This window comes from Vibrio aerogenes (genome assembly GCF_024346755.1).
Lineage (GTDB): Bacteria > Pseudomonadota > Gammaproteobacteria > Enterobacterales > Vibrionaceae > Vibrio > Vibrio aerogenes.
The window spans coordinates 418,639-444,226 of the sequence record NZ_AP024862.1 but is presented as its reverse complement, the minus strand read 5'-3'; the positions used below and the strand labels follow the sequence as shown (position 1 = coordinate 444,226).

Here is a 25,588-nt window from a genome sequence, read left to right as displayed (position 1 = left end):
CTCACAGACCGCTTAAAACTGTAAACCGGGAGACATGGTTTCCGGCATGGTCAGCAGCTCCGTCTCCAGCGAAGCCATCGGCCATGAGCAGTAATCTGCGGCATAATAAGCACTCGGACGATGATTTCCGGATGCGCCGATGCCACCAAATGGTGCCTGGCTGGATGCACCGGTCAGTGGTTTATTCCAGTTCACAATCCCGGAGCGGGCACTGGCCAGAAGTTGTTCATAGTCTGCCCGTTCTGTGGATATCAGTCCCGTTGCCAAACCAAAGCGGGTTTGATTTGCCAGCGCTATCGCTTCTTCCAGCGTCTCGTAATGCATCACACTCAACAGAGGACCAAAGTACTCCTCATCCGGCAGCATGTGAACACCAGACACATCCAGAATACCAGGCGTTAAAAATGCAGCCTGCTCCACCGGGCGGGTCATCGGCAGAAGCCCTTTCGCACCAGCCGCCAGTAATGAATTTTGTGCATATAACAGATGATCAGCCGCATCGTTAGAAATGACCGGCCCCATAAATGGTGCGGGTTCTTCATCCCAGCGACCGACACGAATCTCTCCGGCAACGTCAACCAGTCGCTGTAACAACTGTTCACCCGCCATACCGTTTTTCACCAGTAAACGCCGGGCACAGGTACAACGCTGTCCCGCCGAGATAAAGGCAGACTGGATAATCAGATTCACCGCCGCATCCACATCGCTGAACGATTCAACAATCAGTGCATTATTACCGCCCATTTCCAGTGCCAGAATCTTTTCCGGCTGCCCGGCCAGCTGCCGATGAAGCTGATACCCCGTATTGGCACTTCCGGTAAACAGAAGTCCGTCAATGCTGGCATGTGCAGACAGTGCAATCCCGGTTGATTTCCCCCCCTGAACCAGATTAATCACACCTGCGGGTAAGCCGGATTTTTGCCAGATTTCCATGGTCATCTGTGCCGTCCAGGGTGTCAGTTCACTTGGCTTAAATACAATGCAGTTTCCCGCCAGTAATGCCGGAATAATATGACCATTCGGTAAATGGCCGGGGAAATTGTATGGCCCGAAAACCGCCAGCACACCATGTGGGCGGTGGCGTAATACCGCCTGCCCATCGCCGGTTAAAGTGACTTTATGCCCGGTCCGATCGTGATAAGCATCGATCGAAATTTTAACTTTATTGATCATCGCCTGGACTTCGGTCAGTGATTCCCAGCGCGGTTTGCCGGTTTCTGTTGCAATCACTTCCGCCAGCGCTTCTTTGGATTCTGTCAGATTTTCAGCAAAACAATTCACCAGCTCCAGCCGGCTGTCCAGATCCGTGCCCGACCAGCAGCGAAATGCCTGACGTGCCGCCTGAATGGCTTCAGACACATCTTCACTCCCCGCTTCTTCAGCAGCCCAGATCACTTCATCAGTCGACGGATCCCGCTTTTCAAAAATACTGCCACGGCCATTGCGCCATTCACCATTAATATATAAACCGGACTGAATCATGAGACTGTCTCCTGTGCAAAAAGTGTGACCGCCCGAACCGTATCACCAGCACCAACATTTAACCGGTCAGCCTGATCACGGGTTAAGCGGATATGAGTTTCCGAGAACTCTGGCGTACCGGAAATCACCCGGTAATCGCAAAAACTTTCATTTCCTACTAAATAAAAAGTATTGGCTGAACCTGATGAATTCTCAACGATTTCCACCGGCCAGCTTCTGATTTCGCGAACTATACGCAAATCATGAATATAAGCTTCGACTGTCGGACCACCATCAAAGATATCCACATATCCTTCATAGCGCATCCCTTCCGCTTCCAGAATCTTCCGGGCCGGTATGGTATCGGGGTGAACCTGACCAATCACAGCCTGCGCTTCTTCACTGAGAAAGTCGACATAAAGCGGATGTTTAGGCATCAGCTCAGCAATAAATGATTTTTGACCGATACCGGTCAGATAATCGGCCTGAGCGAAATCCATTGAGAAAAAATGACGCCCCAGGCTTTCCCAAAGCGGCGAGCACCCCTGCTCGTCGGACACACCACGCATTTCTGCAATCAGTTTGCTGCCAAAACGGTCCGGAAAAGTTGCAAGGAATAAGAAACGGCTTTTTGAAAGAAGCTGCCCGTTTTTATGATGCCGGTAAGCCGGATCAAGAAATAACGTACACAGTTCACTATGGCCGGTATGATCATTGCTGAGAAATAATGTCGGCATCTGACTATAAATATCCAGAGCTTTTGATGCATGAACCAAGGTGCCGACGCGGTAGTTATACCAGGCTTCATTCAGCCCGATTGCAGCTTCGATCCCACAGATACCGACGGCTTTCTCAGTATCAGTATCTTCCAGAACAAACAGATAACCCTGTTCAGACAAGGGCAGTTTTCCCTGCCATGTCCCAATCATGCGTTCAACACGCGCACGAAGTTGCGCTTCATCATCCTGTAAAGAAGTAAACCCTACACCGGTTTTAGCTGCCAGCTCCCTGAGCGCAGCCAGGTCATCCTGAATGACCGGACGAATTACCATCATGTTCACTAATCCTTGATTAAATCTGGTGACTTACAGATGCAGTCTGTCCAGTGGCAAACACCAGACGGATTGATCGACCTCTAATCCGGGGGTATTTGCGCACGTTGCATCACTGACGAATAACGTATTCCCGTCCTGCCAGGCCTCAATAATCCCTGCCTGAAATTCATGTTCTTTTGTTGTCATCCCCATTAAATACTGACAGGAATGAGCCATTTTTTTGACTGTTTTAATTTGACACTGATGGATATTCTGCCAAAGGTTTAGCGTATTCTTTCTCGCTGTCAGAATGGGCCCCGCATCGAAAATTTCCACATATTTATCTGCTTCAAACCCCTGATCAAACAACAACCGGTACTGCAGCTCGCTGTCCGGATGTATCTGCCCCATGACGGCCTGAGCTTCTTCATTGATTAAGGGGACATATAATGGATGATGCGGCATCAGCTCGGCAATAAAGGTGCGATCCAGAGTGCTGTTATAATGTTCGACTTCGTGGTAAGACATCCGGAAAAATTTTCGGCCGACATGATCCCAGAAAGGTGCTCTGCCCGATGCATCCGCGATACCGGGAAGAACCGCCATCCAGTCTTCAGCAAATCGTTCTTTGTGCACAGCCATATACATCAGCCGTCCGAGCGTGACCAGCGCCGGATAAAGTGAATCTCTCAGAGCCGGTACAACATAAAAGGAACAGAGCTGGGAGTGATCACTCAGATCATGTGTCAGTGTCAGTGCGTGAATCCGGCTGTGTATTTTCAATGCTCTGGAGGAGTGAATCAGAATGTCATTGCGGAACGCATAAAAAGGCTCCAGAAAACCAGCCAGCGCCACAATTCCCCCAGTGCCGAGAATTTGCCCGGTGACGGTTTCTTCCAGTACGAACAAATAATTCTCTTCTCCGGGCGCTAATACTTCCTGCCGGAATGAATCCATCGAATGGCTGACCCGCTCCACCAGATAAGCACGCTGGGCAGGTAAAGTACTCACCTGAGTACCACTGTCATGAGCCAGTTGCTCAATCTGCTGAATATCACCCTGCCGGGCCGGACGTAAAATAATCATGATTGATATCCATTGTCGATGATTGTCTTTTCTTCATACCAGAAGTCCATGACTGATCTTGTCTCTCCTGACAAAACCACAGATGCCTTATTTTGAGGCAGCTCAGACTTACAGGTTATAAAAAATAAGACGACAAAAATTACATAAATCCGACGGATATTTATAACTTTTCACCTTCTGAGCCAAAATCTGATGGCAAAGTATTCAGGGTGAAACGTCAAATTATCCGGTTCAGCATGATTAAACCTGATCAGAATGAAACTTTTTTGAACGTTCTTCCCGTGGGGTGATCTGGTAGAAGGATTTGTAGGCAGTAGAAAAATGCGCCCCGCTGGAGAAGCCACAATGCAAACCGATTTGTACGATAGAGGTATTGGTTGTTAATAATAACTGACGGGCTTTTTTCAGACGCAACTGTAAATAGTAGCGTGCCGGCATCGTGTCGAGATAGCGCCTGAACAGCCGTTCAAGCTGCCTGCGTGAAATATTGACTAAGCTGGCTATTTCTCCGGTTGATAATGGCTCTTCGATATTATTTTCCATCAGCTCAATTGCCATGGTCAGCCGGGGCTGAGTCTCGCCGGCATGTTTCGCCGGCAGGCGCTGACGTTCTTCCGCTGAACGAATCCGATCCATACAAAGCAGATCGGAAACATCATAAGCCAGTTCATGACCCTCCCGGCTCTCAATCAACTGTATGATGCAATCAAGCAGAGCAGCCTGTCCGGCACAGGTTGTGAGCCTGTCTTTCGTGGTATACAAGAAATCGGACAGCGTTAAAGCCGGGTACTGCTGATGAAAATCATCCATGAGAGACCAGTGTACGGCCACGGACTGAGTGTTCAGCAACCCACATTCTGCCAGCCAGAAAGGTCCGGCATGCGAGGCAATCACCTGAACCTGTTGCTGCTGTATCAGATGCTGCAGCCAGATTTTTTCTTCGCCCGGGAGTGGCAGTTCGGGAGCAGAATGAGAGAGAATAATCAGTAAATCACATGTCACATCATCCGGAGTGCTTTGTACAGATTGCGGCCCGTGAAGCGGTTCACACGGTGGCAGTTCTGAACCAGACAGCCAGGTCAACTGGTACTTGTCTTCATTCAGTAACTGGTTAGCCGCTAAAAAAGGCGCTTCAGCAGCGCCGGCAGAAAACAGGGAGGATGAACCCGGCAAATACACGACAACACGGTAGCCAGGTTCAGATGAGGTGGATGCAGAGTGCTGCGCTTTCATGCCCGAACACGCCGGTTATTTCAGTGCACCGGACAAAAATTGCTGTAAGCGCTCGCTTTTAGGATGATTAAAGACTTCCTCCGGATTGCCTTCTTCCTCAATTTTTCCCTGATGAAGAAAGATGACATGGTTTGAGACATGACGGGCGAATTCCATCTCGTGAGTGACCACAATCATCGTCTTGCCTTCTTCTGCCAGCTTCTGCATAATTTTCAGCACTTCACCAACCAGTTCAGGATCAAGCGCTGAAGTCGGTTCATCAAACAGCAGTACTTCCGGCTCCATTGCCAGAGCGCGGGCAATGGAAACCCGCTGTTGCTGACCACCGGATAAATGAGCCGGGAAACGCTGTTGCGCCTGTTCATCAATCCCGACTTTATCCAGATATGTCAGTGCACGCTGTCTGGCTTCTGCTTCACTGATCCCCAGAACTTTCATCGGTGCGATCATGACATTTTCCAGCACCGTCATATGACTCCACAAATTGAAATGCTGGAAAACCATCGTCAGTTTGGTTCTCAGCAATTGCAGCTGTTTGTCATCAGATACTTTAAACTGTCCGTCACTGTTGCGGACCATATGGATTTCCTGACCATTCACATAAATGGCCCCGTCACACGGTTTTTCCAGAAAATTCAGACAGCGTAAAAAAGTACTTTTCCCGGAACCGGATGAGCCGATAATACTAATCACATCACCAGCATTGGCCTGAAGCGATATACCTTTTAACACTTCATGAGATCCGTACTTCTTATGAAGATCTTTGACGGCAAGTTTTGAGTTATGCATAAGATTCCTTACTTCTGAGCTGAAATCGGCCGGAGATGTCTTAACCACCGTTTCTCGGCTCTTCTGAACAACGCTACCAGCAAAAATGAAATGATAAGATATAAAACCGCAGCAATACCAAACGCATGAAATGACTTATATGTTGCAGCATTGACGTCCCGGGCAACTTTCAGAATATCCGGAACCGTTGCCGTAAATGCCAGCGACGTTGAGTGTAGCATCATGATCACTTCATTACTGTAAGCCGGCAATGCCCGGCGTAGTGCAGACGGGATAATAATGTGGCGATACATTTTCCAGCGGGAAAAGCCGTAAGCTTTTGCTGCTTCAACCTCACCCCGGTTGGTTTCTTTAATCGCACCAGCAAAAATCTCTATGGTATAAGCACAAGTGTTTAAGTACAGCGCAATCAGCGTACAGTTATATCCACTGCGGAAAAACCAGTTCAAAAACTCGGTGGAACGCACGAAGCCCAGAGTGTAAACCCCGGTGTAGAACACTAACAGCTGAACATACAGCGGCGTTCCCCTGAACACATAAGAAAACAGCCAGACCGGAAAAGAGACGAAGCGGTTTTCAGAAACCCGTGCGACAGCCAGCGGTACCGAAGTGATAAACCCCAGTAACACCGAGATAACCAGTAACCAGAGTGTGACAGCCACACCAGAGAAATGATAACCATCAGACCAGAGAAAAGCCTTCCCATATTGTTGCAGAATTTCAATCATGACGTCATCTTCCTCTGGTCAAAAGCATAACGGCGATTGAGCCAGTAAAACACTAAATTCGAGATGGTGGTGAACAGCAGATAAACCGCGGCAGCAACAATCGTGAAAAAGAAGAACTGATAAGTGCCTTTACCCGCCATCTGAGTGGCCTTCACGACATCAGCAAGACCAATAATTGAAACTAATGCGGTCGACTTCAGAATAACCAGCCAGTTATTTGATAATCCGGGAAGTGCATGACGCATCATTTGCGGGAACAGAATCAACCGGAAAATCTGCCAGGGGGTAAAACCGTATGCGGTTCCTGATTCCAGCTGACCATCAGGCACAGCCAGAAATGCGCCGCGAAACGTTTCAGCCAGATACGCGCCATAAATAAAACCAATCGTCAAAACACCGGCGGTGAAAGGGTCAATATCGATCTGTTCAAATCCGCTGAACTCGGTAATTTGGTTCAGAATCAGCTGAAGTCCGTAAAAGATCAGCATCATCAGCACCAGATCCGGCACCCCACGAACAATTGTGGTATAAATATTCGCAAGGAAAACAACAGGCCGGTTACCAAATAATTTACCACATGCGCCGAGTAGTCCGAGGACAATTGCAACAAAAACGGATAACACCGCAAGCTCAATTGTCATTACAGCACCATCAAAGATAACACTGCCATAACCTTGTAACATATTAATTTACCTGAAGAAAACAGCCCGTCATATCAACATAACCAAACATTGTTATGTGCACAAGGGGCTGCTTGAAAGATGATTTATTTACCGTAGATATCAAACTGAAAATATTGCTTCGCTATTTTCTGGTAGGTTCCATCAGCTAACATATCGGCAAGAACTTTGTTGATACTGTTTTTTAACTGCTGGTCTTCTTTACGGATACCAATACCGGCACCCACACCGAAATATTTTTCATCGTTCACTTCCGGGCCGCTAAATGCGAATCCTTTTCCGACTGAACGCTTCAAAAATCCGTCATCGGCAGCCACAGCATCCTGAAAAGAGGCATCAAGACGTCCGTTGACTAAATCAGCATACACGAGGTCCTGATTCTGATAAGAAACGACATCAACCCCATGCCCTGCCCATTGGTCTTTTGCATAAGTTTCCGCTGTCGTCCCCTGGAATACACCAACACGTTTGCCGGCAAGAGATTGTGCCGTTGGCTGAAGTGTCATCCCTTTTGGGGCGACCAGACGGGCTGGCGTGCCATAGAGCTTATCAGTAAAATCAATTTCTTCCAGACGTTGCGGTGTAATCGACATTGAAGACAGAATTGCATCAATTTTCTTGGCTTTAAGCGCCGGAATCAGTCCGTCAAAATCACTTTCAACCCATTCACAACGAGCTTTCAGACGTTGACAGATTTCTTTCCCCAAATCGATATCAAATCCGGCAAGAGAACCATCAGGCTTTTTGATCTCAAAGGGCGCATAACCGGGTTCGACGCCCAGACGAATTAAACTGCCTTCCGCGGCCTGAGCAAAAGATGTCATCAAACCAAACAACAATACGGTCAGAAACTTCATTCTTTTCATTATCACCTTCTATCTAAATCACTTCAAAATGTGGAAACTGACGACCTGTCAGTACAAAATGTCTGTCAGCACTCAAACAGCACAAAGTGTGCCACCAGCATTTTTCCGGTATGATCGAAACTAAAAAAACATATTTAAACATTAAATATGAATAATTAGCTAATCAAAAGGCAATCATATCATGAAATATTACATATAAATATAGATCGTTTTTAAAAATACGCGTTTAAAGATTTTTATGTTGACGCACAAAATTGGTGCACGATCGCACTAAAAACAACACAACAACAACATTTAAAAAACCTAAAAGATATACATTTTACAAACTAACCAACAAAATTATTAGCAATTCATTAACAATATTTTTGTTAATTGCGCAACAGGGCGATAATCAACTCACGATTGATACAACAATGAACCATATAATTAACATTTCAGAACCGCATAAAAAACCATCAGGCCGAAAAATAAAAACCGGTCATGAACTTTCTGATTCATGACCGGGGACAGAACTTAAAACGTTTTCAGAGCCGTTTGGCTGTATCAGGCTTCAATTTTAAACTGGCTGACAATATCAGACAGCTGCTGATTCGTTTGAATTAAACGCTGTGCTGTCTCTGTCGTGTTATCTCCATTTTCGTTAATGCGCTGCACCATCTCTCTGATATTTACCATACTGCGGTTAATATCCTCCGTCACACTGCTTTGTTCTTCTGCTGAGGTTGCAATCTGAACAGATAAGTCATTAATTTCGGTGACAGACCGGGTCATTTTATCCAGCGAAGACATAACAACACCGGTTGTCTCTGCGGTATGACGACAGCTGGACTTGGTCGATTCCATACCGGCAACCACAGTTGAAGTCCCGGATTTCAAACGCTCCAGCATACCAACAATGTCTTCGGTACTTTTGTGTGTCCGGGAAGCCAGTGCACGGACTTCATCGGCAACGACGGCAAATCCGCGTCCCTGCTCTCCCGCACGGGCCGCTTCAATCGCAGCATTCAGGGCCAGAAGGTTGGTTTGTTCAGCTATCCCACCGATTTCGCCCAGCAAATGGCCAATTTCATCCGTATGTTCATTCATCTCAGAAACAAAACGGGCCGTTTCTTCCACTTCATCTATCAATGAGCTGACATTATCGACCGCCTGCCGGACCACCTCACGTGACTGAGAGGCTTCCGCATTTGTCATCTCGGTCTGATTCGCTGTGTTGGCAGCATTTTCAGCCACAACGGATGCCGTGGAGCTCATTTCATTAATTGCAGTCACCGTTGAATCAAGCTCCATACTGTGCTGATGAAGCAGATGCCCGTTCGAATCCGTTTGTTCTTCAAGTTTCCTGATTTCCTGACTGATAGACTCCGTAGACTGCTTCACCTGTTTCATCATCGTCTGCAGATTCGAAATAAACTGGTTAATGCCTTGTGCAATCATACCCAGCTCATCACGGGTATCGACCTGTAACCGGTGCGTCAAATCACCGTTACCATTGGCCAGATCTGCAATGAGATTTTTCAATAACAAAATCGGCTTCATCACCCAGTTGATTAATAAAAATGCAATTGGAATAAGAATGATCCCAGCAATAATCAGCGCAATCGTAATACGGTTATTTAAGCTATCGGTATCATTCTGAATATAATCATTGTCAATAAATCCGGTCAGCGTCCAGGTTTTTCCGGCGACATCAAATGTCTGACTGATTGGGGTTATATTTCCATCAATTTTATTCGAAAATACCAGGCTGTTTTTTGCATCCATTAATTCAAGGTAGCTGCCGTCAACAGACATCGATTTCAGCAATAATCCCAGTGGCGTCAGATCAACGACGAATAAATTCCCTTTTTCTTCCCCTTCAGGAACAATGATCGTAATTAATGGCTTCTTGTTCTGAAAATAAACATCCGTCACCATCACTTTTCCGTTAGCCTGTGCAAGTAAATTCAGATATTTCTGAGTCAGGGCCTCGTCCGAAATTTTCCCTTCTTTGCTGATCGCCATACCAAAAGCAACTTTTACTGCATCATGAAAACCTGTTCTTTCAGCAGCTTGTTTCACTTCAGAGAAACTGAATTTTGTTGATTTTGCCAATACAATATTGCTTTCAATTTTATCAGCAATCACATTTCTGACGGTTTCAATCTGAGAACTGATAAATGATGTATCCGCTTTATGAATATAACGACTAATATAAACATTGGCGCTTAAATAAGAAGTCATAATCGTTACAAAAATAATAGATATAACAATTGCAACAAGTTTTGCTTTAAATGATATTGTTTTCATACTATATCGCCTCAGTCCATCTTATTGATATAAAGCCCCAACGCTTACTCTGAATCCCACGCAACGTGTCACCGGCATATGCCAGAAACGATCTATGAATATATCAAGTCCGGGATTAAAGTGCATAAAAAATGTTAATATATGTTTTCATTCTTTAACCTTGAGCAAACTTTGCTGTGTTGTGAATATTAATTGCCACCGGGTTGTGTTTTATTTTTCCGGTCAAATAAAATCCCGGCTTTTTATATTTCCGGGATATTCTCCTTTTTGGTAAACAAAGAACCCGACACTCCGGCATCAGAAAACCGGAGTGCCGGACTGATGAGGCTACTTTCCGCCCTGGCCCGGCGCGTAAGGAAAACTTAACTGTTCATAATACGCCAGTGTATGATGAGGTTTTTCAAGTCCATCAGGTAACGGCTGACCGGAGAATTGCTGAAAGTACAAAACACAGGCATCCCGCCACCATTCGGCTTCCTGTTGCTGAATCACAAAAGCCATTCTGACCTGCTCAAACTGCAATGGATCCAGCTTATCCTGAAGGTGATCCCATTGCGCCGCCATCGCTTTCACATCGGCAGCGCCCTGATAATAACGGTGAACTAATTCATTCCACAATGTACGGCCTGACGAGGGAATTTTGTAATCCCAGGGCAAATGATGAAACCAGAGCAGAAATTTTTCCGGCGTGGTTTGCGGGTCGGATAATTGCTCCCGGAGCGGTGAGAAATACTGCTCAACTGCGTTCACACCCCGCGGAGATCGGTCAAAGCCGATACCGGCTTGATCCGCTTTATGATAATAAACCGGATTCCAGTCATCCCGCGGTAAAGAATCAACCCAGGGACCGGGCCCATAATGGTGGCCAGTGCCCATGATGTGATGTAATCCCAGTGGCGTCATATAATTCACGGTCACTTCACGTGAAGCCATCATCATCTTTTCAATCGCTGCAACCGCCTGTTCGTCATGCGTTAATGTCATCTTGATCCAATCACCGGCAATGCCGGCGGCTGACTGAGTGTGATCCCATGCCAGCCGGCCAAACACATACCAGTTTGCCTGCAGTAATATATGTCCGGTCCAGTTACGATCACTGCCGATATCAGACACACCGGCGATACCACTGAGCCGGTGACCAAACAACGAACCATCAATCACTTTTGCGACGGTCGAACCCTGACCTTTGGCATACGTATCTGTTTCAAGGACTTCTTTGTATAACGGGCCAAGATAAACGGCATGGGTGCTGAATCCCAGATATTCCATCGTAATCTGGAATTCCATCATCAGTGATGTGTTGGGTGTTGCACCAAATAACGGACTGACCGGCTCTCTGGGCTGGAAATCAACCGGACCGTTTTTCACCTGAAGCAACACATTGTCACGAAACTGGCCATCCAGTGGTTTAAACTCGCTGTAAGCCTGCTTTGAGCGTTCTTCATGCTTCTCATTGGCATAGACAAAAGCACGCCACATCACAATCCCCCCATAAGGCGCTAAAGCATCCGCCAGCATATTTGCACCTTCGGCATGCGTCCGGCCAAAATCGCCGGGGCCCGGCTGTCCTTCTGAGTTAGCCTTGACCAAAAATCCACCAAAATCAGGAATCTTTTGATAAATGTCGCGGGCCTTATTTTTCCACCATTGTCTGACGGCCGGATCGAGTGGATCAGAGGTTTTCAGCCCACCGGTTAACTGTGGCGCACTGAATTTGACCGACAGATATACCCGAATACCATATGGACGGAATACATCCGCCAAAGCGGTGACTTTATCGAGATATCGTGGTGTCAGGATTAATGGGTCCGCATTGACATTATTCAGAACGGTGCCATTAATGCCGACAGAAGCATTGGCCCGGGCGTAATCATAATAGCGCTGATAAATATATTCCGGTAATTTGTGCCAGTCCCAGATAGATTGTCCGGCATATCCGCGCTCAACATGCCGGTTCAGGTTATCCCAGTGATCCAGTACCCTGATTTTGAGCTTTGGTTCCGAGGCAATATGCATTGTGTCAACAGACTGCAGTGTTTGCAGCTGCCTGAGTAAACGAAAAGTACCGTACAATGCCCCAATATCTGTTTTTGCCGTAATAACATTGACGGTCTTTCCCCGGTAACGTATTGTTTTTATGAGATAACCTTCTTTTGACGCGGGCACACTTTGCTCCACCTCAATGCGCAGCGGTGCCGGCAGGTTTGCCAGCCTTCCGATAATCAGAGACGCCTCTGAACTCCGGGCAACAGGGAGACTTTTCCCCAGCAGTCCGCGAAAGGCGTAATCCAGTTCCTGCCGGACAACCTGTAGCGTCTGGCTCTCTCCCAATACCTGCCAGTGAGAAAACTGATGTCTGTATTTGTCTGACAGCACCGGTGAGCTGATGGGATCATATTTGAGCCAGAGCCGGTAACCGTCTTCCCCGGTGAGTATCGACCTGGCCAGCAAGGGAAAACTGAGCAATACCAATAACAAATAGCCGGTGAACCGTCGGCCTGTACGATAGTTCTTTTTCATTTTTTCAGCCTCATATGGATATCAGAGCCAGCAAATCACATAAGATATTGATTGCATATATTTATAAACGCCCTGAATATAGCAATCAAACGCATATAAGACATATAAAATGTTTGCATTGTTGTACTATTCTTTTACCCCGGACAGATTTCTGCCCGGCATCTGGATAAAACCCCGATAATAAAAAAGGGCTCACCCGAAATTTCAGCCCTGAATCTGTCGGAGAAAAGTGATTTATGCCTGCTGTTTTGTCAGCGTTGCAGAGGCTGGCTGAACCACTTTATTTTCACGCAGCTGCAATCCCAGATTGCCTGTCAGCAGGACCAACCCACCCACAATCTGATAGAAGGACAAAGTTTGCCCGAGAAACATCCAGTTCACTGTTGCGGCAAAGACAGGAAATGTCAGCTCAACCAGAGTTGCCCGGCGTGCAGGTATGTAACGCAATCCCTGATAATAGAACCACATCCCCGCCAGTCCGCTCAGGCATGCCATCATCACAACAGACTCCCAGTCACCTGTTGCCATAGGCTGGATGCTTGCAGGCTGAAAACAGATTAAAACAGCTAACACAGTGAAACCGGAAAAGAAGCGTCCGAACAAAATTGCGTTTGCCGGACATTGTTGTAGTGACAGGTATTTTCCGCAAACCGTTGCGCCCCCCCCAGGCAACAACAGCCCCCAAGGCATAAAGATATCCCTGAATAATGTCGCTTCCCTGACGGGTCGTATGTAGATCATGGCGTGATAAAGTCAGGATGTCAGGCCACATCATCACCAGACTTCCAAGAATTAAAATACCAGCCCACAATACAAAAGAAGACTGAATCCGCTCTTTCAGTACGAAGCAGGCCAGTAAAATTGCCACCACCGGCTGTAATTTCTGCAATAAAATCACCAGTGTTGGATTCAGGTAGTGAAATGCTTCGGTGAAAGCCAGCGTTCCCAAAGCCGAGCCGACACCGCCAATAAACAGCATGCACAAAACCATTCGCCAGTTCAGTTGCTTAAAAAAATGACGATACCGCCAGCCAAAAGGCGAGATCAGCACTGTCAAAATCAAATGCTCGGTAAAAACGACCTGAAGTGTACTGTATCCGGCCCCCAGAAGCGGGTATCGGATGAGAGTATCAATCGCCCATGTTAAACATGCGACCATGATGAATAATATTCCTGCCACCTTATGAATTCTCCATAATGTAAGATGCACAGGGGTGATGATTGAAATACCGGACGATCACGAATCATCAATATCACGGATTCATGGGTCTGGTCGATCTTCTTTCATCCGGACTATCACCGTCGGCTCCGGTATCTCACCGGATCTGCTGTCCCTGCGGCCATCAATGGTCTCAGGCGCTCGCGGGCTGTTTGCTGAGTTGCCACCGCAATCTGCAACAAAATCACCGCCGGTGGGGAATTTCACCCCGCCCCGAAGTTCGATTAATAAAAAGTTCGATAAATAACAAGAGACCTGAGTGATCTCAGGCATATGAGCAACCTGAATGCATCAAGTTGCCCGCCAGCGTATTGTAATACGAATCAGCCGTTGTGCAAGAACCTATCCGTTCAGTTCTGCAGCCAACGGACAGCGGCATCATAATCTTCAAAATAGCGAACATCGCCGGTTGTAAACCAATCCGTCACTTTCGCCATCAGAGCCTGCCACTCTCTTTCACCATAAAGTGCAACCTTATTAAAGTCCGAACCATGACTTAAACCCAGCTTGAAGTCATCCCAGGCAGCCCGCAGCTCCCAGCCTTCAAATTGTGTTATATCAACTAATACATTCACCTGGGGCGTATTGACTTTCGCAATCGCAGCATCCAGTAATGGCGTAATGATTTCATAATCCTGATGAGTGAGTGTTCCGGTTGCCTTGATATAAACAAAAAATTCATGGTCAACACGTTCCAGCCCGATCGATAAGCTATGTCTGTGATATGTCATTGCACACCTCCACACCATCTATACCCGGTTCAGCCGATTTGAAAACATCCGGACATAGTTATTTAAATCACATGTTTCTGATAAAGGTTCAACACTGAATATGCTTCAACCAGCGGCTCAGATGACAGACTTACAAAACTCATGGTTGTTATGATTCAATGATTGATGATATTTTTCCCGGATACCCATACAACCTGATACTGCATCTAAAGGTAGATTAGGTATATTCTTTTATTATAACAAGAGCTGCATATCATGACTTTTAAAACACGCTGCCCATCCTGTCAGGCGATGAACCGCTTACCTGCCACGCAGGTTTCAGATGTTCCGCTATGTGGAAAGTGTCGTCAGCATTTACTTGACGGCCACCCGGTTGAAGGCACTTCAGAAAACTTTCAGGCGCTGATGCAAAGCGATATTCCGGTTGTCATCGACTTCTGGGCACCATGGTGTAATCCATGCGTGGGCTTTGCGCCGGTTTTTGAAGAAAGTGCAAAAAACCGTCACAGAAAAGTCAGGTTTATTAAAATCAATACCGAAGCGGAACAGGAACTGGCGGCACAATTTCAAATCCGGAGTATTCCGACCATCATGGTTTACAAACAGGGGCAGCGCTTGAATATCATCAATGGTGCACTGCCGCAATCTCAGTTTGATCAATGGCTGGATGAAACCATTCGCCAGTCAGAATAAGGATGTGCAAAGCACTTTCAGCCAGAGGAAAACTGGTCTGATGCGGTTACGGCTAATCCGGGTTAATGGTTAATCCGGGTTAATGGTTAATGGTTAATGGTTAATCCGGATGCTGTTCGCGGATTTCAATGAAGTCATCCCAGTTGTCGAGGAATAAATCGACCAGTTTCGGATCAAAATGTTTACCGCGCTGCGCAAGTAATTCATCCCGAATCTCCGAATCGCCCCATGCTTCTTTATAACAGCGCTTGGCACCCAACGCATCAAATACATCTGCCAGAGCCGCAATACGCCCACTCACCGGAATATCGTCGCCACTACGCTGACATGGATAACCGCTGCCGTCCCATTTCTCATGATGATTTTCAGCAATCTCCCGCGCAACCACCATCAGGCTGCGTTTAGACTGACTTAAAATCTCAACACCATAGTCGACATGTTTTTTCATGATTTTCCACTCTTCGGCATCCAGTTTACCTGGTTTGTGCAAAATGCTGTCCGGGACTGCCACTTTACCCACATCATGCAGTGGGGAAGCATGTTTAATCAGCTGAACATTCTTATCCGGCAGCCCATATAACTGCGCCAGTCTTTCACAATACAGAGCCACACGCTGGACATGTGCCCCCGTTTCTTTGCTCCTTGCTTCCACCGCATTGGACAGGTGATAGACAAGCTCTTGCGATGTCTCCTGCAAATCAACCATCAAATTAATGTTGTCAAATGTCAGGCTGATATTCTGCATATAGATTTTCAGTAATTGTTTATCCAGATCGGATAATTCGCCGACTAAATTCACATACAGCAGGTTATCAATACCGCGATCATCACTCATATGAAACACATAAGCATCAGAAAAATCATAAGAGTGTTTATTTTTCAGAGCGATCTTACAGCGTTCTGCAACAATATCCGGTAACACATTGAAACTGCATTCCTGATAGAAAGAAACGTAATTGCCAGTCGCAGCAATCGTCATTGCACGTCCCATTTCGCCATCCAGATGCGGCTGAACAATACAGTAAAATGCTGACGCTTCAAGACCGATCAAAGACGTGAGTTGCTGAAGCACGGAGGTCGCATAGTTTTTGAGGGTCTTGGTATTCTGTACATTTGCTGAGGCCTGAATGACTTTACTCAAGCCCTCTTTTTGCTGTTCAATCAGACACAGGTCGCGATACGAACGTAACATAGAATAAAGCAGTGTTCTGAGCTTCTGAGTCGTTAATTCCGTTTTTTCTTTGTAATCATCAATCTCATATTCCTGAATCGCTTTATCTTCAGGAGTCTGCCCTGCCTGCCCGGTCCTGAGCACTAACCGGACCAAACGGTCCTGATAGTCATCCCGGATAAACCGGACCAGATCGAGCCCGGCATGTTCTGTTTCCATGACCACATCAATCAATGCCAGAGCAATATTTTTCTCACGCTGAAAGATCTCTTTGGCTTCTTCCCCTGAATAGGCAGAGATCAACTGAAGCGGACGCTTTTGAAAAGAGAAATTACCCAGCGCAAGTTGTGTAATCTGATGCATCTGAGGATCATCATCGACCAGTAACACTTTCCAGGGCTCTTTGATCTTCACCGACTTGGTATGATCAATTTCTGGTTTATGATCCGGCTCCTGACGCATATCCGCAAACAATTCCATACTTATCCCTTCTGCAACACTCTGACGACATAATGCCCTAATATAAGTTTTAGCACATACATCACATATTCTCGCTTTTTCTTTCTTTAGTGAGCTGAATATCAAAAAATATACTTTGCCACCGGGAAGATTTCAGGGAGGTCGCAAAGTCATGCAGATGCTTATGACAGAAGCAGGCTTTATATTTAAACAGGTATATACCCATATATGGGTATATTATGATTTATCTGAGTGATAAAGAGACAAGTCCTGAATCATGCTTACAACAGATGGTGTCGTCAGGTGTGAGACCGCTTTTCCCTGCTGAATTTGCTCCCGGATCGCGGTACTGCGGATCTGGACTTTTTCCGGACAGGCCAATAGCGAAAATTGCCGTAGGATCTCCTCCGCTTTATAGAAACGATCAAATTTCAGCAGATTGTCCGGACCAATCACAAAAGTCAGCTCATCCTCAGCATAACAAGCCTGTAAAGCTTTCAGCACCGCATAGGTCGTGACATGCTGTTCAGGCTGATAAAGCTGCGCTTCGATATCTGACCGGATAATTGCCGGATGACCAATGTCCGCAATAAATGCGTCAACCAGCTGACACCGGACCGGATATGGCAACATCGACTTTCCCCAGGCATGCGCGATACTGGGGACTAATAAAATCCGGTCAAAATGGCTCAGTGATTCAATCACACTTTTGTGTCCAAGCGTCGGCGGATTAAAAGCGCTGCCAAAAACGGCAATTTTCAACATATTCGTCCTTTTTGATTTCATTCTCCGGTTTTCTAATTCACCGAAATCAGTATGATATTGGAAAGATATATATTGCTTGCACGAAAAGGAATGTCAAATGGAACAATTGATCCGTAAAGAAATGCATGTACTGCCAACGATAGACCCTGAATACGAAATTCAGCGACGGATTGATTTTATCAAGCGCAAACTGAGTGAATCTGGTTGTAAAGCGCTTGTGCTGGGTATCAGTGGGGGGATTGATTCCACAACCTGTGGCCGTCTGGCACAGATGGCGGTGAATCAGTTGAATGAAGAAACATCATCAGAGACTTATCGGTTTATTGCTGTCAGATTACCTTATGGTGAACAGAAAGATGAAGATGAAGCGCAAATGTCGCTCTCGTTTATCAAACCAACGCACTCTGTCAGCGTGAATATCAAGGCTGGCGTTGACGGGCTACACGCGGCAACTCATGTCGCTCTGGAACAGACAGACTTGTTACCTGAATCTCCTGAAAAAATTGATTTTGTCAAAGGGAACGTGAAAGCACGGGCCAGAATGACAGCGCAATATGAAATTGCAGGTTATGTCGGTGGGTTAGTGTTAGGGACCGATCATTCAGCAGAGAATATCACCGGCTTTTATACCAAGTTTGGCGATGGCGCATGTGATTTAGCACCGTTGTTTGGGTTGAGTAAACGCCAGGTCCGCCAGTTAGCCGCGACATTAGGTGCGCCAGAGTTACTGGTGAACAAGACACCGACAGCAGACCTTGAAGAGTTATCGCCGCAAAAAGCGGATGAAGACGCACTCAGCCTGACCTATGATCAGATTGATGATTTCCTTGAAGGCAAACCTGTGCCTCAATCAGTCACCGATAAACTCATCAGTATTTATCAAGCCACCGAGCATAAGCGGCAGCCAATTCCAACGATTTACGATTAATCATTTGGATGTGTCTGGTGAAGCAAATAGACAAGGGCATGAATGTCCTTGTTTAAGCCTTTTTTATAAACGAAAAGGGGGACGGCTTGAGCAGTTTGCGGAACCAGATATATCCAGATCAGAAAATGACTTAGAATGGTATGATGAAGTTATATTTTATTAAAAATCAATTTTATCAATAAAATTTACATTTCATTCATATAAAAACTCTTGTTTTGATACATCTGGTTCTCATCCAGATTACCTTTAGATGATGTAACGTGAGTTATCTCTGATAGTCTGATAAATATCGGAAAAGAAGCATTTAATGTGACCAGCCATCTATCATTTTATTATTAGTTTGATGAATATATATCCAGATGAAATAGAAAAGGAGTCCATCCTATGCTGTATCTGGAATTTTTGTTCCTTCTGCTCATGCTGTATATTGGCTCCCGTTACGGTGGTATCGGATTAGGTGTCGTCTCCGGAATCGGGCTGGTCATCGAAGTATTCATCTTCAAGATGCCTCCCACTTCTCCTCCCATAACGGTCATGCTCATCATTCTTGCTGTTGTTACCTGTGCATCCATTCTTGAGGCCGCCGGCGGATTAAAATATATGCTTCAGGTCGCCGAGAGATTGCTGAGGAAAAATCCAAAACGTGTCACACTGATTGCTCCTTTTGTTACTTATTCAATTACATTTCTGCTGGGAACCGGGCATGCGGTTTACTCCATCATGCCAATCATCGGTGACGTCGCGCTGAAAAATGGTATCCGGCCCGAACGTCCGATGGCAGCAGCATCGGTTGCTTCGCAAATCGCGATCACTGCCTCTCCTATCTCTGCAGCGGTTGTCTATTATCTGGCTCAGCTGGCTAACCTTCAAAGCAATATCACGCTGCTATCGATTCTGATGGTGACTGTCCCTGCAACCTTATGTGGTACGTTACTCATGGCACTTTACAGCCTGAAACGGGGGAAAGAACTTGAAGATGATCCTGAGTATCAGCAACGCTTGAAAGATCCGGTTCTGAGTGAAGAAATCCGTAATACCACCGCAACCACACTCAACGAAGTTCTGCCAGCCAAAGCCCGTCATTCTGTGATGCTGTTTATCGCGGCGATCCTGTGCATTGTTTTTATCGCGATGGTCCCGGAAGTCCGCACACTGGCTGACGGCGGAAAGCCGATCAAAATGTCCGTTGTCATTCAGATGATGATGCTCTGCTTTGGCGGGATTATCCTGCTGGCAACCAAAACCAATCCCCGTAATGTCCCGGATGGCGTGGTGTTCAAATCCGGTATGGTTGCAGCCATTGCTATCTTTGGGATTGCCTGGATGTCAGATACCTATTTCAAATATGCCATGCCGCAGTTCAAATCCGGCATTGTTGAAATGGTCGAGCTGTATCCATGGACCTTTGCACTGGCATTATTCATCGTTTCAGTGGTCGTGAACTCGCAGGCAGCGACAGCCCGGATGATGTTGCCGGTCGGTCTGGCGCTGGGGCTGGAACCTGCCCTGTTGATTGGATTGATGCCCGCAGTATACGGCTATTTCTTCATTCCGAATTATCCTTCAGATATCGCCACGGTGAACTTTGATATCACCGGTACCACGAAAATCGGAAAATGGTACTTCAACCATTCCTTTATGGCGGTGGGTTTGATTGGTGTGATTACCGCAACCTGTGCGGGTTATCTGCTGGCTCAGATTGTCATTGGCTGATGTCATTGACTGATGTCACTGGCTGATATTGTCACATCCTGACAGAAAAGCCTCTGAAACTGACCGTTTCAGAGGCTCTGTTTCTTACTGATTTTCAACGTAGAATGACTATGTTTGCCCTCTTTTCTTATAAAGAAGGCGTGCCTTGGTCAAAAGCCAATCAACTCTCGCTGAACATGCATCTTGAGGTCACTTGGGTATAAAGCTTATTACACACCGGCGGACAGGCTGTCCAGCCCTTACAATTCAATCAAAGCGATGGCGTATAAGTATACTGAATGACGACCTGGTTTCCCTCAACCTGAACCGCATCAATCTGGCCGTCAACAGTCACCCGGCTCACCAGACGAATTGTTTGTTTCTCTTCTTCACGCATCCGGATCAGAGTCGGCAGAAACGTATACGGGTCTTCGTTCAGACTGGCACAAAAGGATTCGACAAATGGCATCTCCAACGCAGCCGGGCCGCGAAGCACCGCCGAAAAAGCAGTCTGAGTCAGACCAAGTTGCTTCGCCATTTCCATTTGAGTCAGATGCAGGCGGGCTTTGCGGGTCATCCAGACAGCATACAAAGCCTGACGGTCTTCCTCGGTCAGGGTCATGATTTTCATCTCCGTTATTGAATTTTAACGGTACAAAAACATGACAAAAGCACCTTTCCCTGATGTCAGGACTCCGTCATAATTAAGAAATAAAACAACAGGTTAATCAGAAGTCGTTTGTTGCAACATACTGTCAAACTGTTCATTTCCATGCAGCAGTTCGAAGTCTGGTTCTTCTGCAATATGTTCCCGCAGTGACGGACTCAGCTGTACTGAATGGGTTAAGTCTTCAATCGCCTGCTCTTCGGCGCCCAGCCTCGCCAGGGCACATGCCCGCTGATAAAGTGCAGGCCCATTGGCTTCATCCAAATCCAGCACCCGGTTACACAAACTCATCGCCCAGTGACATTCCTTCATTTCCATCACCGCATCCGCTTTATAAGTCAGTGCTTCCAAATCACCGGGACGAATTTTAAGAATTTCATCATAGACTTCCACCCGTTGTTCCGGAGTCTGCATGCTTTGCGCTCTTAACCATAAATTATGAATTTCATTGATGATTTCAATCTCCCGGTTGTTCTCTGAAATAATCCGGGTTTTGCGTTTTAAATCACGTTCAAGCGCCAGAAATTTCTTCTCGTAATCCTGCGCTATCTTATTTAATCGTTTATTGGCCAGTTCATTGGTTGTATGTTTCACTTCTTTTAAAGAATGCCAGCCAAACAATGCGATTAACGACGCTGCAGCGGCAATAATATAAAAAAAGTAAGTCACTGTGACATTGGCATAATTCATCGACTTATCCGCAACATCCAGCTCTCTGTCGGTGATTTGAATGGTCAGACGGCGTTCCAGATCCTGCTGGTCCTGACGGAGAGATTTCAGTTCATCAAGGATATACCGCTCGACTAAAGGTCTGTCCAGTATATCGGTCTCAGAATATTTCTTCTCAGAATCAGCATGCGCGACGCCGTAAAATAAAGACATAATCAATCCACACCACAATATCACTTTCACCACAGCTATCTTCCCTTCATCAAACGACTGTTTCATTGTACTTCTTTTATTGTCTTATGAATTCCCTGCTGAGACAACGCTCGATTTTCCCATCTGTTTTGTACACAAAACATTTTACAAGGAGGTAAAAATAAAAATAAAAAAAATTAACTAAATAAAATCAACAAGTTAATTTAAATATCACACCCAAACAGGCCATACCCATTTGAATTTAATCAAAATAATGTTTAGAGTACATTACATATTACTTGTTAATTTAATATTAATAACCACACTTAAGGATAGATTCCGTGGAAACTATTTTAGAAGTAAAAGAACTTTATAAGGTGTTTGGTGAAACACCTGACGAGGCTTTTCCATTACTTGAAAAAGGGTTGGATAAAGATCAGATTTTTGAAAAAACCGGACTAACCGTCGGCGTCAAAAATGTCTCTCTGAGCATTAATGAAGGTGAAATTTTCGTCATCATGGGACTATCCGGCTCGGGAAAGTCCACGCTCGTCAGATTACTGAACCGGCTGATTGAACCAACCCGTGGCAGTGTTTTCATGCGGGGAAAAGATATCGCCCGAATTTCAGACAAGGCACTGCGCGAAGTCCGCAGAAAAAATATTTCAATGGTCTTCCAGAATTTTGCTCTCATGCCGCATATGACAGTACTCGAGAATACCGCTTTTGGCCTTGAGCTTGCCGGAATTGATATACCAACCCGGACAGAAACAGCAAAGGCAGCGCTCGCACGGGTCGGTCTTGAGGCCTATTGTGATTCTTATCCGGATGAATTATCTGGTGGTATGAAGCAGCGGGTCGGACTGGCCAGAGCCCTGACAAACGACCCGGATATTCTTTTAATGGACGAGGCATTTTCGGCATTAGATCCGCTGATTCGTACCGAAATGCAGGATGAACTGATTCGTCTGCAAAACGATGACAAACGAACCATTGTATTTATTTCCCATGATTTGGATGAAGCCATGCGTATCGGTGATCGCATCGCGATTATGCAGGATGGTGTTGTGGTTCAGGTAGGGACACCCGATGAAATTCTGCACCAGCCCGCCAATGACTACGTTCGTTCATTTTTCCGGGGCGTAAATGTGGCCAATATTTTTACAGCCAAGGACATCGCGCGTAAAAGGACCGCCACTGTATTTAAAAAGCATGACAACGACGGTCCGGGCGCAGCCTTACAGATTCTGACCGATTCGGATAATGAATACGGTATTGTGGTCGATCGCCGGGGCTGCTACAACGGTCTGGTTTCTATCGACTCGCTCAGACATGCAGCAAAAGATAAAACTTCGCTGAACAATGCCCTGCTTGCAGATACTGCCACCATCCATCCGGATACTTCGATCAGTGATGTAATCGGACAGGTTGCCGATGCACCTTATGCTGTTCCCGTCGTCGATGAGCAGCATCATTACTATGGCGTTATCACTAAATCCCGCTTACTTCAGGCTTTAGACAGAGAATAATATTATGACAATGGAAACTACAACTCAAAATTCCGATCCCTGGGCATCAGCAGCTTCACAAGGTGCAGCTGCGGATCCATGGTCTTCAGCAACACAGGCGACCGCGGGTGGCGACTGGCTGAATGCTGCCGCGACGCCTGAACCATTTAACTGGATGCATCCGTTCAAAGATGCAGTCGTCCCTTTTGATCACTGGGTTGAAACCGCATTGAACTGGCTGGTAGGCCACGGACGACCGTTGTTTCAGGCAATCCGGGTGCCGGTTGATCTGATTCTTTCTTCGATTCAGACCGTTTTAGTCTCAACACCAGCCCCCGTGATGCTGATCATCCTGTTTCTGCTCGCCTGGCAGTTTGCTGGCTTCAGAATGGGGGTGACAACACTGATTTCGCTGATTGTTGTCGGACTGATCGGTGCCTGGGATGATGCCATGATTACCCTTGCGCTGGTCATGACTTCCGTCTTTTTCTGCCTTTTCATCGGGATGCCGCTCGGGATTTGGCTGGCCCGCAGTGAAACCGCAGCCAAAATTATCAGGCCCATTCTGGATGCCATGCAAACCACACCTGCATTCGTGTATCTGGTTCCAATCGTGATGTTGTTCGGTATCGGGAATGTGCCTGGAGTGGTCGTAACGATTATTTTCGCGTTACCGCCGATTGTGCGTTTGACAATCTTAGGTATCCAGCAGGTGCCGGAAGAACTGATTGAGGCCGGACATGCATTTGGTGCCAGTCCGAAACAGATGCTGTACCGGATTCAGCTGCCACTGGCAATGCCTTCTATTATGGCCGGCGTCAACCAAACACTGATGCTTTCGCTGTCGATGGTTGTGATTGCTTCCATGATTGCCGTTGGCGGACTCGGACAAATGGTTTTACGCGGTATTGGTCGTCTTGATATGGGCATGGCCGCTGTCGGAGGCTTGGGCATTGTGATTCTCGCCATCCTTCTTGATCGCATTACCCAAACGGTAGGTGCCGAGTCACGGGACAATAAAACCCGCTGGTATCATAAAGGGCCCGTCTCCTATGTATACCGGTTAAAACCGAAAGCGACACCATCTTCATCCCAACAACAACACTAATTATTCCGGAGATAAATATGAACAACAGATGTAAGACCTTACTGACGATGACAGGATTTATCCTGACTGCATCCTGGACAGCAACAGCATGGGCAGCAAAGCTGCCCGGAGAAGGCATTTCAGTTCAGCCGGTTCAGTCAACGATTGCCGAAGAAACATTTCAGACCCTGCTGGTCAATAAAGCACTTCAGGCTCTGGGTTATGACGTGCAACCAACCAAAGAAGTTGATTATAACGTTGCGTATACATCGATTGCCAAGGGCGATGCAACCTATCTGACTGTCGGTTGGTTCCCACTCCATGAAAATAAATACCAGAAGGCTGGTGGTGACGATAAATTTTCGGTCAGCGGTACCTACATTTCCGGTGCCGCTCAGGGATATCTGATCGATAAGAAAACCGCACAAAAATATGGTATTACCAATATTGGACAGCTGAAAGATCCTCAAATCGCAAAATTGTTTGATGCCGACGGTGACGGTAAAGCAGATCTCAGCGGATGTAATCCGGGCTGGGGCTGTGAAGGTGTCATAGAGCATCAGCTTGATGCATTCGGTCTCCGTAACACCGTCACTCATAATCAGGGAAATTATTCTGCAATTATGGCCGATACCATTGCCCGGTATAAAAAAGGGGAATCGATTCTTTACTATACATGGACGCCGTACTGGATCAGTGGTGTGTTAGTACCGGGTAAAGACGTGGTTTGGCTGCAGGTTCCTTTCTCTTCGCTGCCAAACAGCAATCAGGATACTGCGCTGCCAAATGGTAAAAACTATGGCTTCCCGATGAACAGCATGAAAATCGTCGCGAATAAAAAGTTTACACAGGAAAACCCGGCAGCCGCCAAACTATTCTCGGTGATGAAAGTAAACATCAACGATGTCAGTGCTGAAAACATGATGATGAGCAAAGGACATAACACACCAGCAGATATTGAAGCGCATGCCAATGGCTGGATAAAAGCTCACCAGAAATTGTTTAATTCCTGGATTGCACAAGCCAAAGCAGCCGCGAAATAAACCTGTCCGGAGCGCAATCCGGATATTGCGCTCTGGTATATACCCAAGTGACCTCAAGATGCAGGATTCAGAGCTTCA

Annotated in this window: 23 protein-coding genes and 1 riboswitch; of the genes, 6 read left to right on the top strand and 17 right to left on the bottom strand. The window is 46.3% G+C overall.

Annotation, left to right across the window (positions count from 1 at the left end; genetic code table 11):
- Window positions 1–12: 12 nt before the first annotated feature.
- The 13 genes from astD to OCV29_RS19585 all read right to left on the bottom strand — a co-directional run bounded on the left by astD (window position 13) and on the right by OCV29_RS19585 (window position 14,636).
- Window positions 13–1,482 carry a succinylglutamate-semialdehyde dehydrogenase gene (gene astD, locus OCV29_RS19645; protein ID WP_073602102.1) on the bottom strand — a complete coding sequence of 490 codons (1,470 nt, stop codon included), beginning with the start codon at window positions 1,480–1,482 and terminating at the stop codon, window positions 13–15.
- Window positions 1,479–2,516 (bottom strand): arginine N-succinyltransferase, encoded by a 1,038-nt coding sequence (gene astA / locus OCV29_RS19640; RefSeq protein WP_073602101.1) that lies wholly within the window; start codon window positions 2,514–2,516, stop codon window positions 1,479–1,481. Before astA ends, astD begins: the two co-directional genes overlap by 4 nt.
- A 30-nt stretch (window positions 2,517–2,546) precedes the next feature.
- Window positions 2,547–3,581, bottom strand: coding sequence for an arginine N-succinyltransferase (locus OCV29_RS19635; RefSeq protein ID WP_073602100.1), 1,035 nt, complete (start codon window positions 3,579–3,581; stop codon window positions 2,547–2,549).
- A gap of 240 nt (window positions 3,582–3,821) precedes the next feature.
- The gene (locus OCV29_RS19630; RefSeq protein ID WP_073602099.1) at window positions 3,822–4,814 is read right to left on the bottom strand and encodes a GlxA family transcriptional regulator; all 993 of its coding nucleotides are present in this window, start codon (window positions 4,812–4,814) and stop codon (window positions 3,822–3,824) included.
- A gap of 15 nt (window positions 4,815–4,829) precedes the next feature.
- On the bottom strand, window positions 4,830–5,603 hold the full coding sequence (hisP, locus tag OCV29_RS19625) for a histidine ABC transporter ATP-binding protein HisP (protein ID WP_073602098.1): 774 nt from the start codon (window positions 5,601–5,603) through the stop codon (window positions 4,830–4,832).
- Window positions 5,604–5,611: 8 nt separating this feature from the next.
- Window positions 5,612–6,331: an ABC transporter permease gene (locus OCV29_RS19620; protein ID WP_073602097.1), complete on the bottom strand. Its 720-nt coding sequence runs from the start codon at window positions 6,329–6,331 to the stop codon at window positions 5,612–5,614.
- Window positions 6,328–7,014 carry an ABC transporter permease gene (locus OCV29_RS19615; protein ID WP_073602096.1) on the bottom strand — a complete coding sequence of 229 codons (687 nt, stop codon included), beginning with the start codon at window positions 7,012–7,014 and terminating at the stop codon, window positions 6,328–6,330. The genes OCV29_RS19620 and OCV29_RS19615 overlap by 4 nt, the downstream gene beginning before the upstream one ends.
- An 83-nt stretch (window positions 7,015–7,097) precedes the next feature.
- Window positions 7,098–7,877 (bottom strand): ABC transporter substrate-binding protein, encoded by a 780-nt coding sequence (locus OCV29_RS19610; RefSeq protein ID WP_261887431.1) that lies wholly within the window; start codon window positions 7,875–7,877, stop codon window positions 7,098–7,100.
- Window positions 7,878–8,420: 543 nt separating this feature from the next.
- Window positions 8,421–10,166 (bottom strand): methyl-accepting chemotaxis protein, encoded by a 1,746-nt coding sequence (locus tag OCV29_RS19605; RefSeq protein ID WP_261887430.1) that lies wholly within the window; start codon window positions 10,164–10,166, stop codon window positions 8,421–8,423.
- Between the two features lie 327 nt (window positions 10,167–10,493).
- A complete protein-coding gene (locus tag OCV29_RS19600) occupies window positions 10,494–12,686 on the bottom strand; it encodes an alpha-glucuronidase family glycosyl hydrolase (RefSeq protein WP_073602093.1) in 2,193 nt (730 codons plus the stop codon).
- 234 nt (window positions 12,687–12,920) lie between these two features.
- Window positions 12,921–13,289, bottom strand: a complete 369-nt coding sequence (locus OCV29_RS19595; RefSeq protein ID WP_245796760.1) for a DMT family transporter — start codon at window positions 13,287–13,289, stop codon at window positions 12,921–12,923.
- Window positions 13,201–13,866: a DMT family transporter gene (locus OCV29_RS19590; protein ID WP_261887429.1), complete on the bottom strand. Its 666-nt coding sequence runs from the start codon at window positions 13,864–13,866 to the stop codon at window positions 13,201–13,203. Before OCV29_RS19590 ends, OCV29_RS19595 begins: the two co-directional genes overlap by 89 nt.
- A gap of 92 nt (window positions 13,867–13,958) precedes the next feature.
- A riboswitch (FMN riboswitch) is annotated at window positions 13,959–14,130 on the bottom strand.
- Window positions 14,131–14,255: 125 nt separating this feature from the next.
- Window positions 14,256–14,636, bottom strand: a complete 381-nt coding sequence (locus OCV29_RS19585; protein ID WP_073602092.1) for a SpoIIAA family protein — start codon at window positions 14,634–14,636, stop codon at window positions 14,256–14,258.
- Window positions 14,637–14,888: 252 nt separating this feature from the next.
- On the opposite strand from OCV29_RS19585, the gene trxC reads away from it, so the two are divergent.
- Window positions 14,889–15,329, top strand: coding sequence for a thioredoxin TrxC (gene trxC / locus OCV29_RS19580; protein WP_073602091.1), 441 nt, complete (start codon window positions 14,889–14,891; stop codon window positions 15,327–15,329).
- A 100-nt stretch (window positions 15,330–15,429) separates the two neighbouring features.
- Here trxC and OCV29_RS19575 read toward each other — a convergent pair whose 3' ends face one another.
- Together OCV29_RS19575 and OCV29_RS19570 are read right to left on the bottom strand one after the other, a co-directional pair.
- Entirely contained in the window at window positions 15,430–16,980 is a 1,551-nt protein-coding gene (locus tag OCV29_RS19575) for a response regulator (RefSeq protein ID WP_073602090.1), read from the bottom strand.
- A gap of 216 nt (window positions 16,981–17,196) precedes the next feature.
- Window positions 17,197–17,724, bottom strand: coding sequence for a nicotinate-nicotinamide nucleotide adenylyltransferase (locus tag OCV29_RS19570; RefSeq protein ID WP_073602089.1), 528 nt, complete (start codon window positions 17,722–17,724; stop codon window positions 17,197–17,199).
- Between the two features lie 97 nt (window positions 17,725–17,821).
- Between OCV29_RS19570 and nadE the strand changes: the two genes are divergently transcribed.
- Together nadE and OCV29_RS19560 are read left to right on the top strand one after the other, a co-directional pair.
- Window positions 17,822–18,652 (top strand): ammonia-dependent NAD(+) synthetase, encoded by an 831-nt coding sequence (gene nadE, locus OCV29_RS19565; protein WP_073602088.1) that lies wholly within the window; start codon window positions 17,822–17,824, stop codon window positions 18,650–18,652.
- A gap of 384 nt (window positions 18,653–19,036) precedes the next feature.
- The gene (locus OCV29_RS19560) at window positions 19,037–20,365 is read left to right on the top strand and encodes an anaerobic C4-dicarboxylate transporter (protein ID WP_073602087.1); all 1,329 of its coding nucleotides are present in this window, start codon (window positions 19,037–19,039) and stop codon (window positions 20,363–20,365) included.
- Window positions 20,366–20,615: 250 nt separating this feature from the next.
- Here the strand turns inward: OCV29_RS19560 and OCV29_RS19555 are convergent, their stop codons facing one another.
- Both OCV29_RS19555 and OCV29_RS19550 read right to left on the bottom strand, forming a co-directional pair.
- Window positions 20,616–20,966 carry a helix-turn-helix domain-containing protein gene (locus tag OCV29_RS19555; RefSeq protein WP_073602086.1) on the bottom strand — a complete coding sequence of 117 codons (351 nt, stop codon included), beginning with the start codon at window positions 20,964–20,966 and terminating at the stop codon, window positions 20,616–20,618.
- Between the two features lie 102 nt (window positions 20,967–21,068).
- Entirely contained in the window at window positions 21,069–21,893 is an 825-nt protein-coding gene (locus OCV29_RS19550) for a tetratricopeptide repeat protein (protein WP_084193195.1), read from the bottom strand.
- Between the two features lie 320 nt (window positions 21,894–22,213).
- Between OCV29_RS19550 and proV the strand changes: the two genes are divergently transcribed.
- Genes proV through proX form a run of 3 tightly spaced genes read left to right on the top strand, consistent with a single transcriptional unit; the run spans window position 22,214 to window position 25,510 of the window.
- Window positions 22,214–23,401 carry a glycine betaine/L-proline ABC transporter ATP-binding protein ProV gene (proV, locus tag OCV29_RS19545; protein ID WP_073602084.1) on the top strand — a complete coding sequence of 396 codons (1,188 nt, stop codon included), beginning with the start codon at window positions 22,214–22,216 and terminating at the stop codon, window positions 23,399–23,401.
- A gap of 10 nt (window positions 23,402–23,411) precedes the next feature.
- Window positions 23,412–24,488 carry a glycine betaine/L-proline ABC transporter permease ProW gene (proW, locus tag OCV29_RS19540; RefSeq protein WP_139281499.1) on the top strand — a complete coding sequence of 359 codons (1,077 nt, stop codon included), beginning with the start codon at window positions 23,412–23,414 and terminating at the stop codon, window positions 24,486–24,488.
- 17 nt (window positions 24,489–24,505) lie between these two features.
- The gene (proX, locus tag OCV29_RS19535; RefSeq protein ID WP_073602082.1) at window positions 24,506–25,510 is read left to right on the top strand and encodes a glycine betaine/L-proline ABC transporter substrate-binding protein ProX; all 1,005 of its coding nucleotides are present in this window, start codon (window positions 24,506–24,508) and stop codon (window positions 25,508–25,510) included.
- Window positions 25,511–25,588 lie beyond the last annotated feature (78 nt).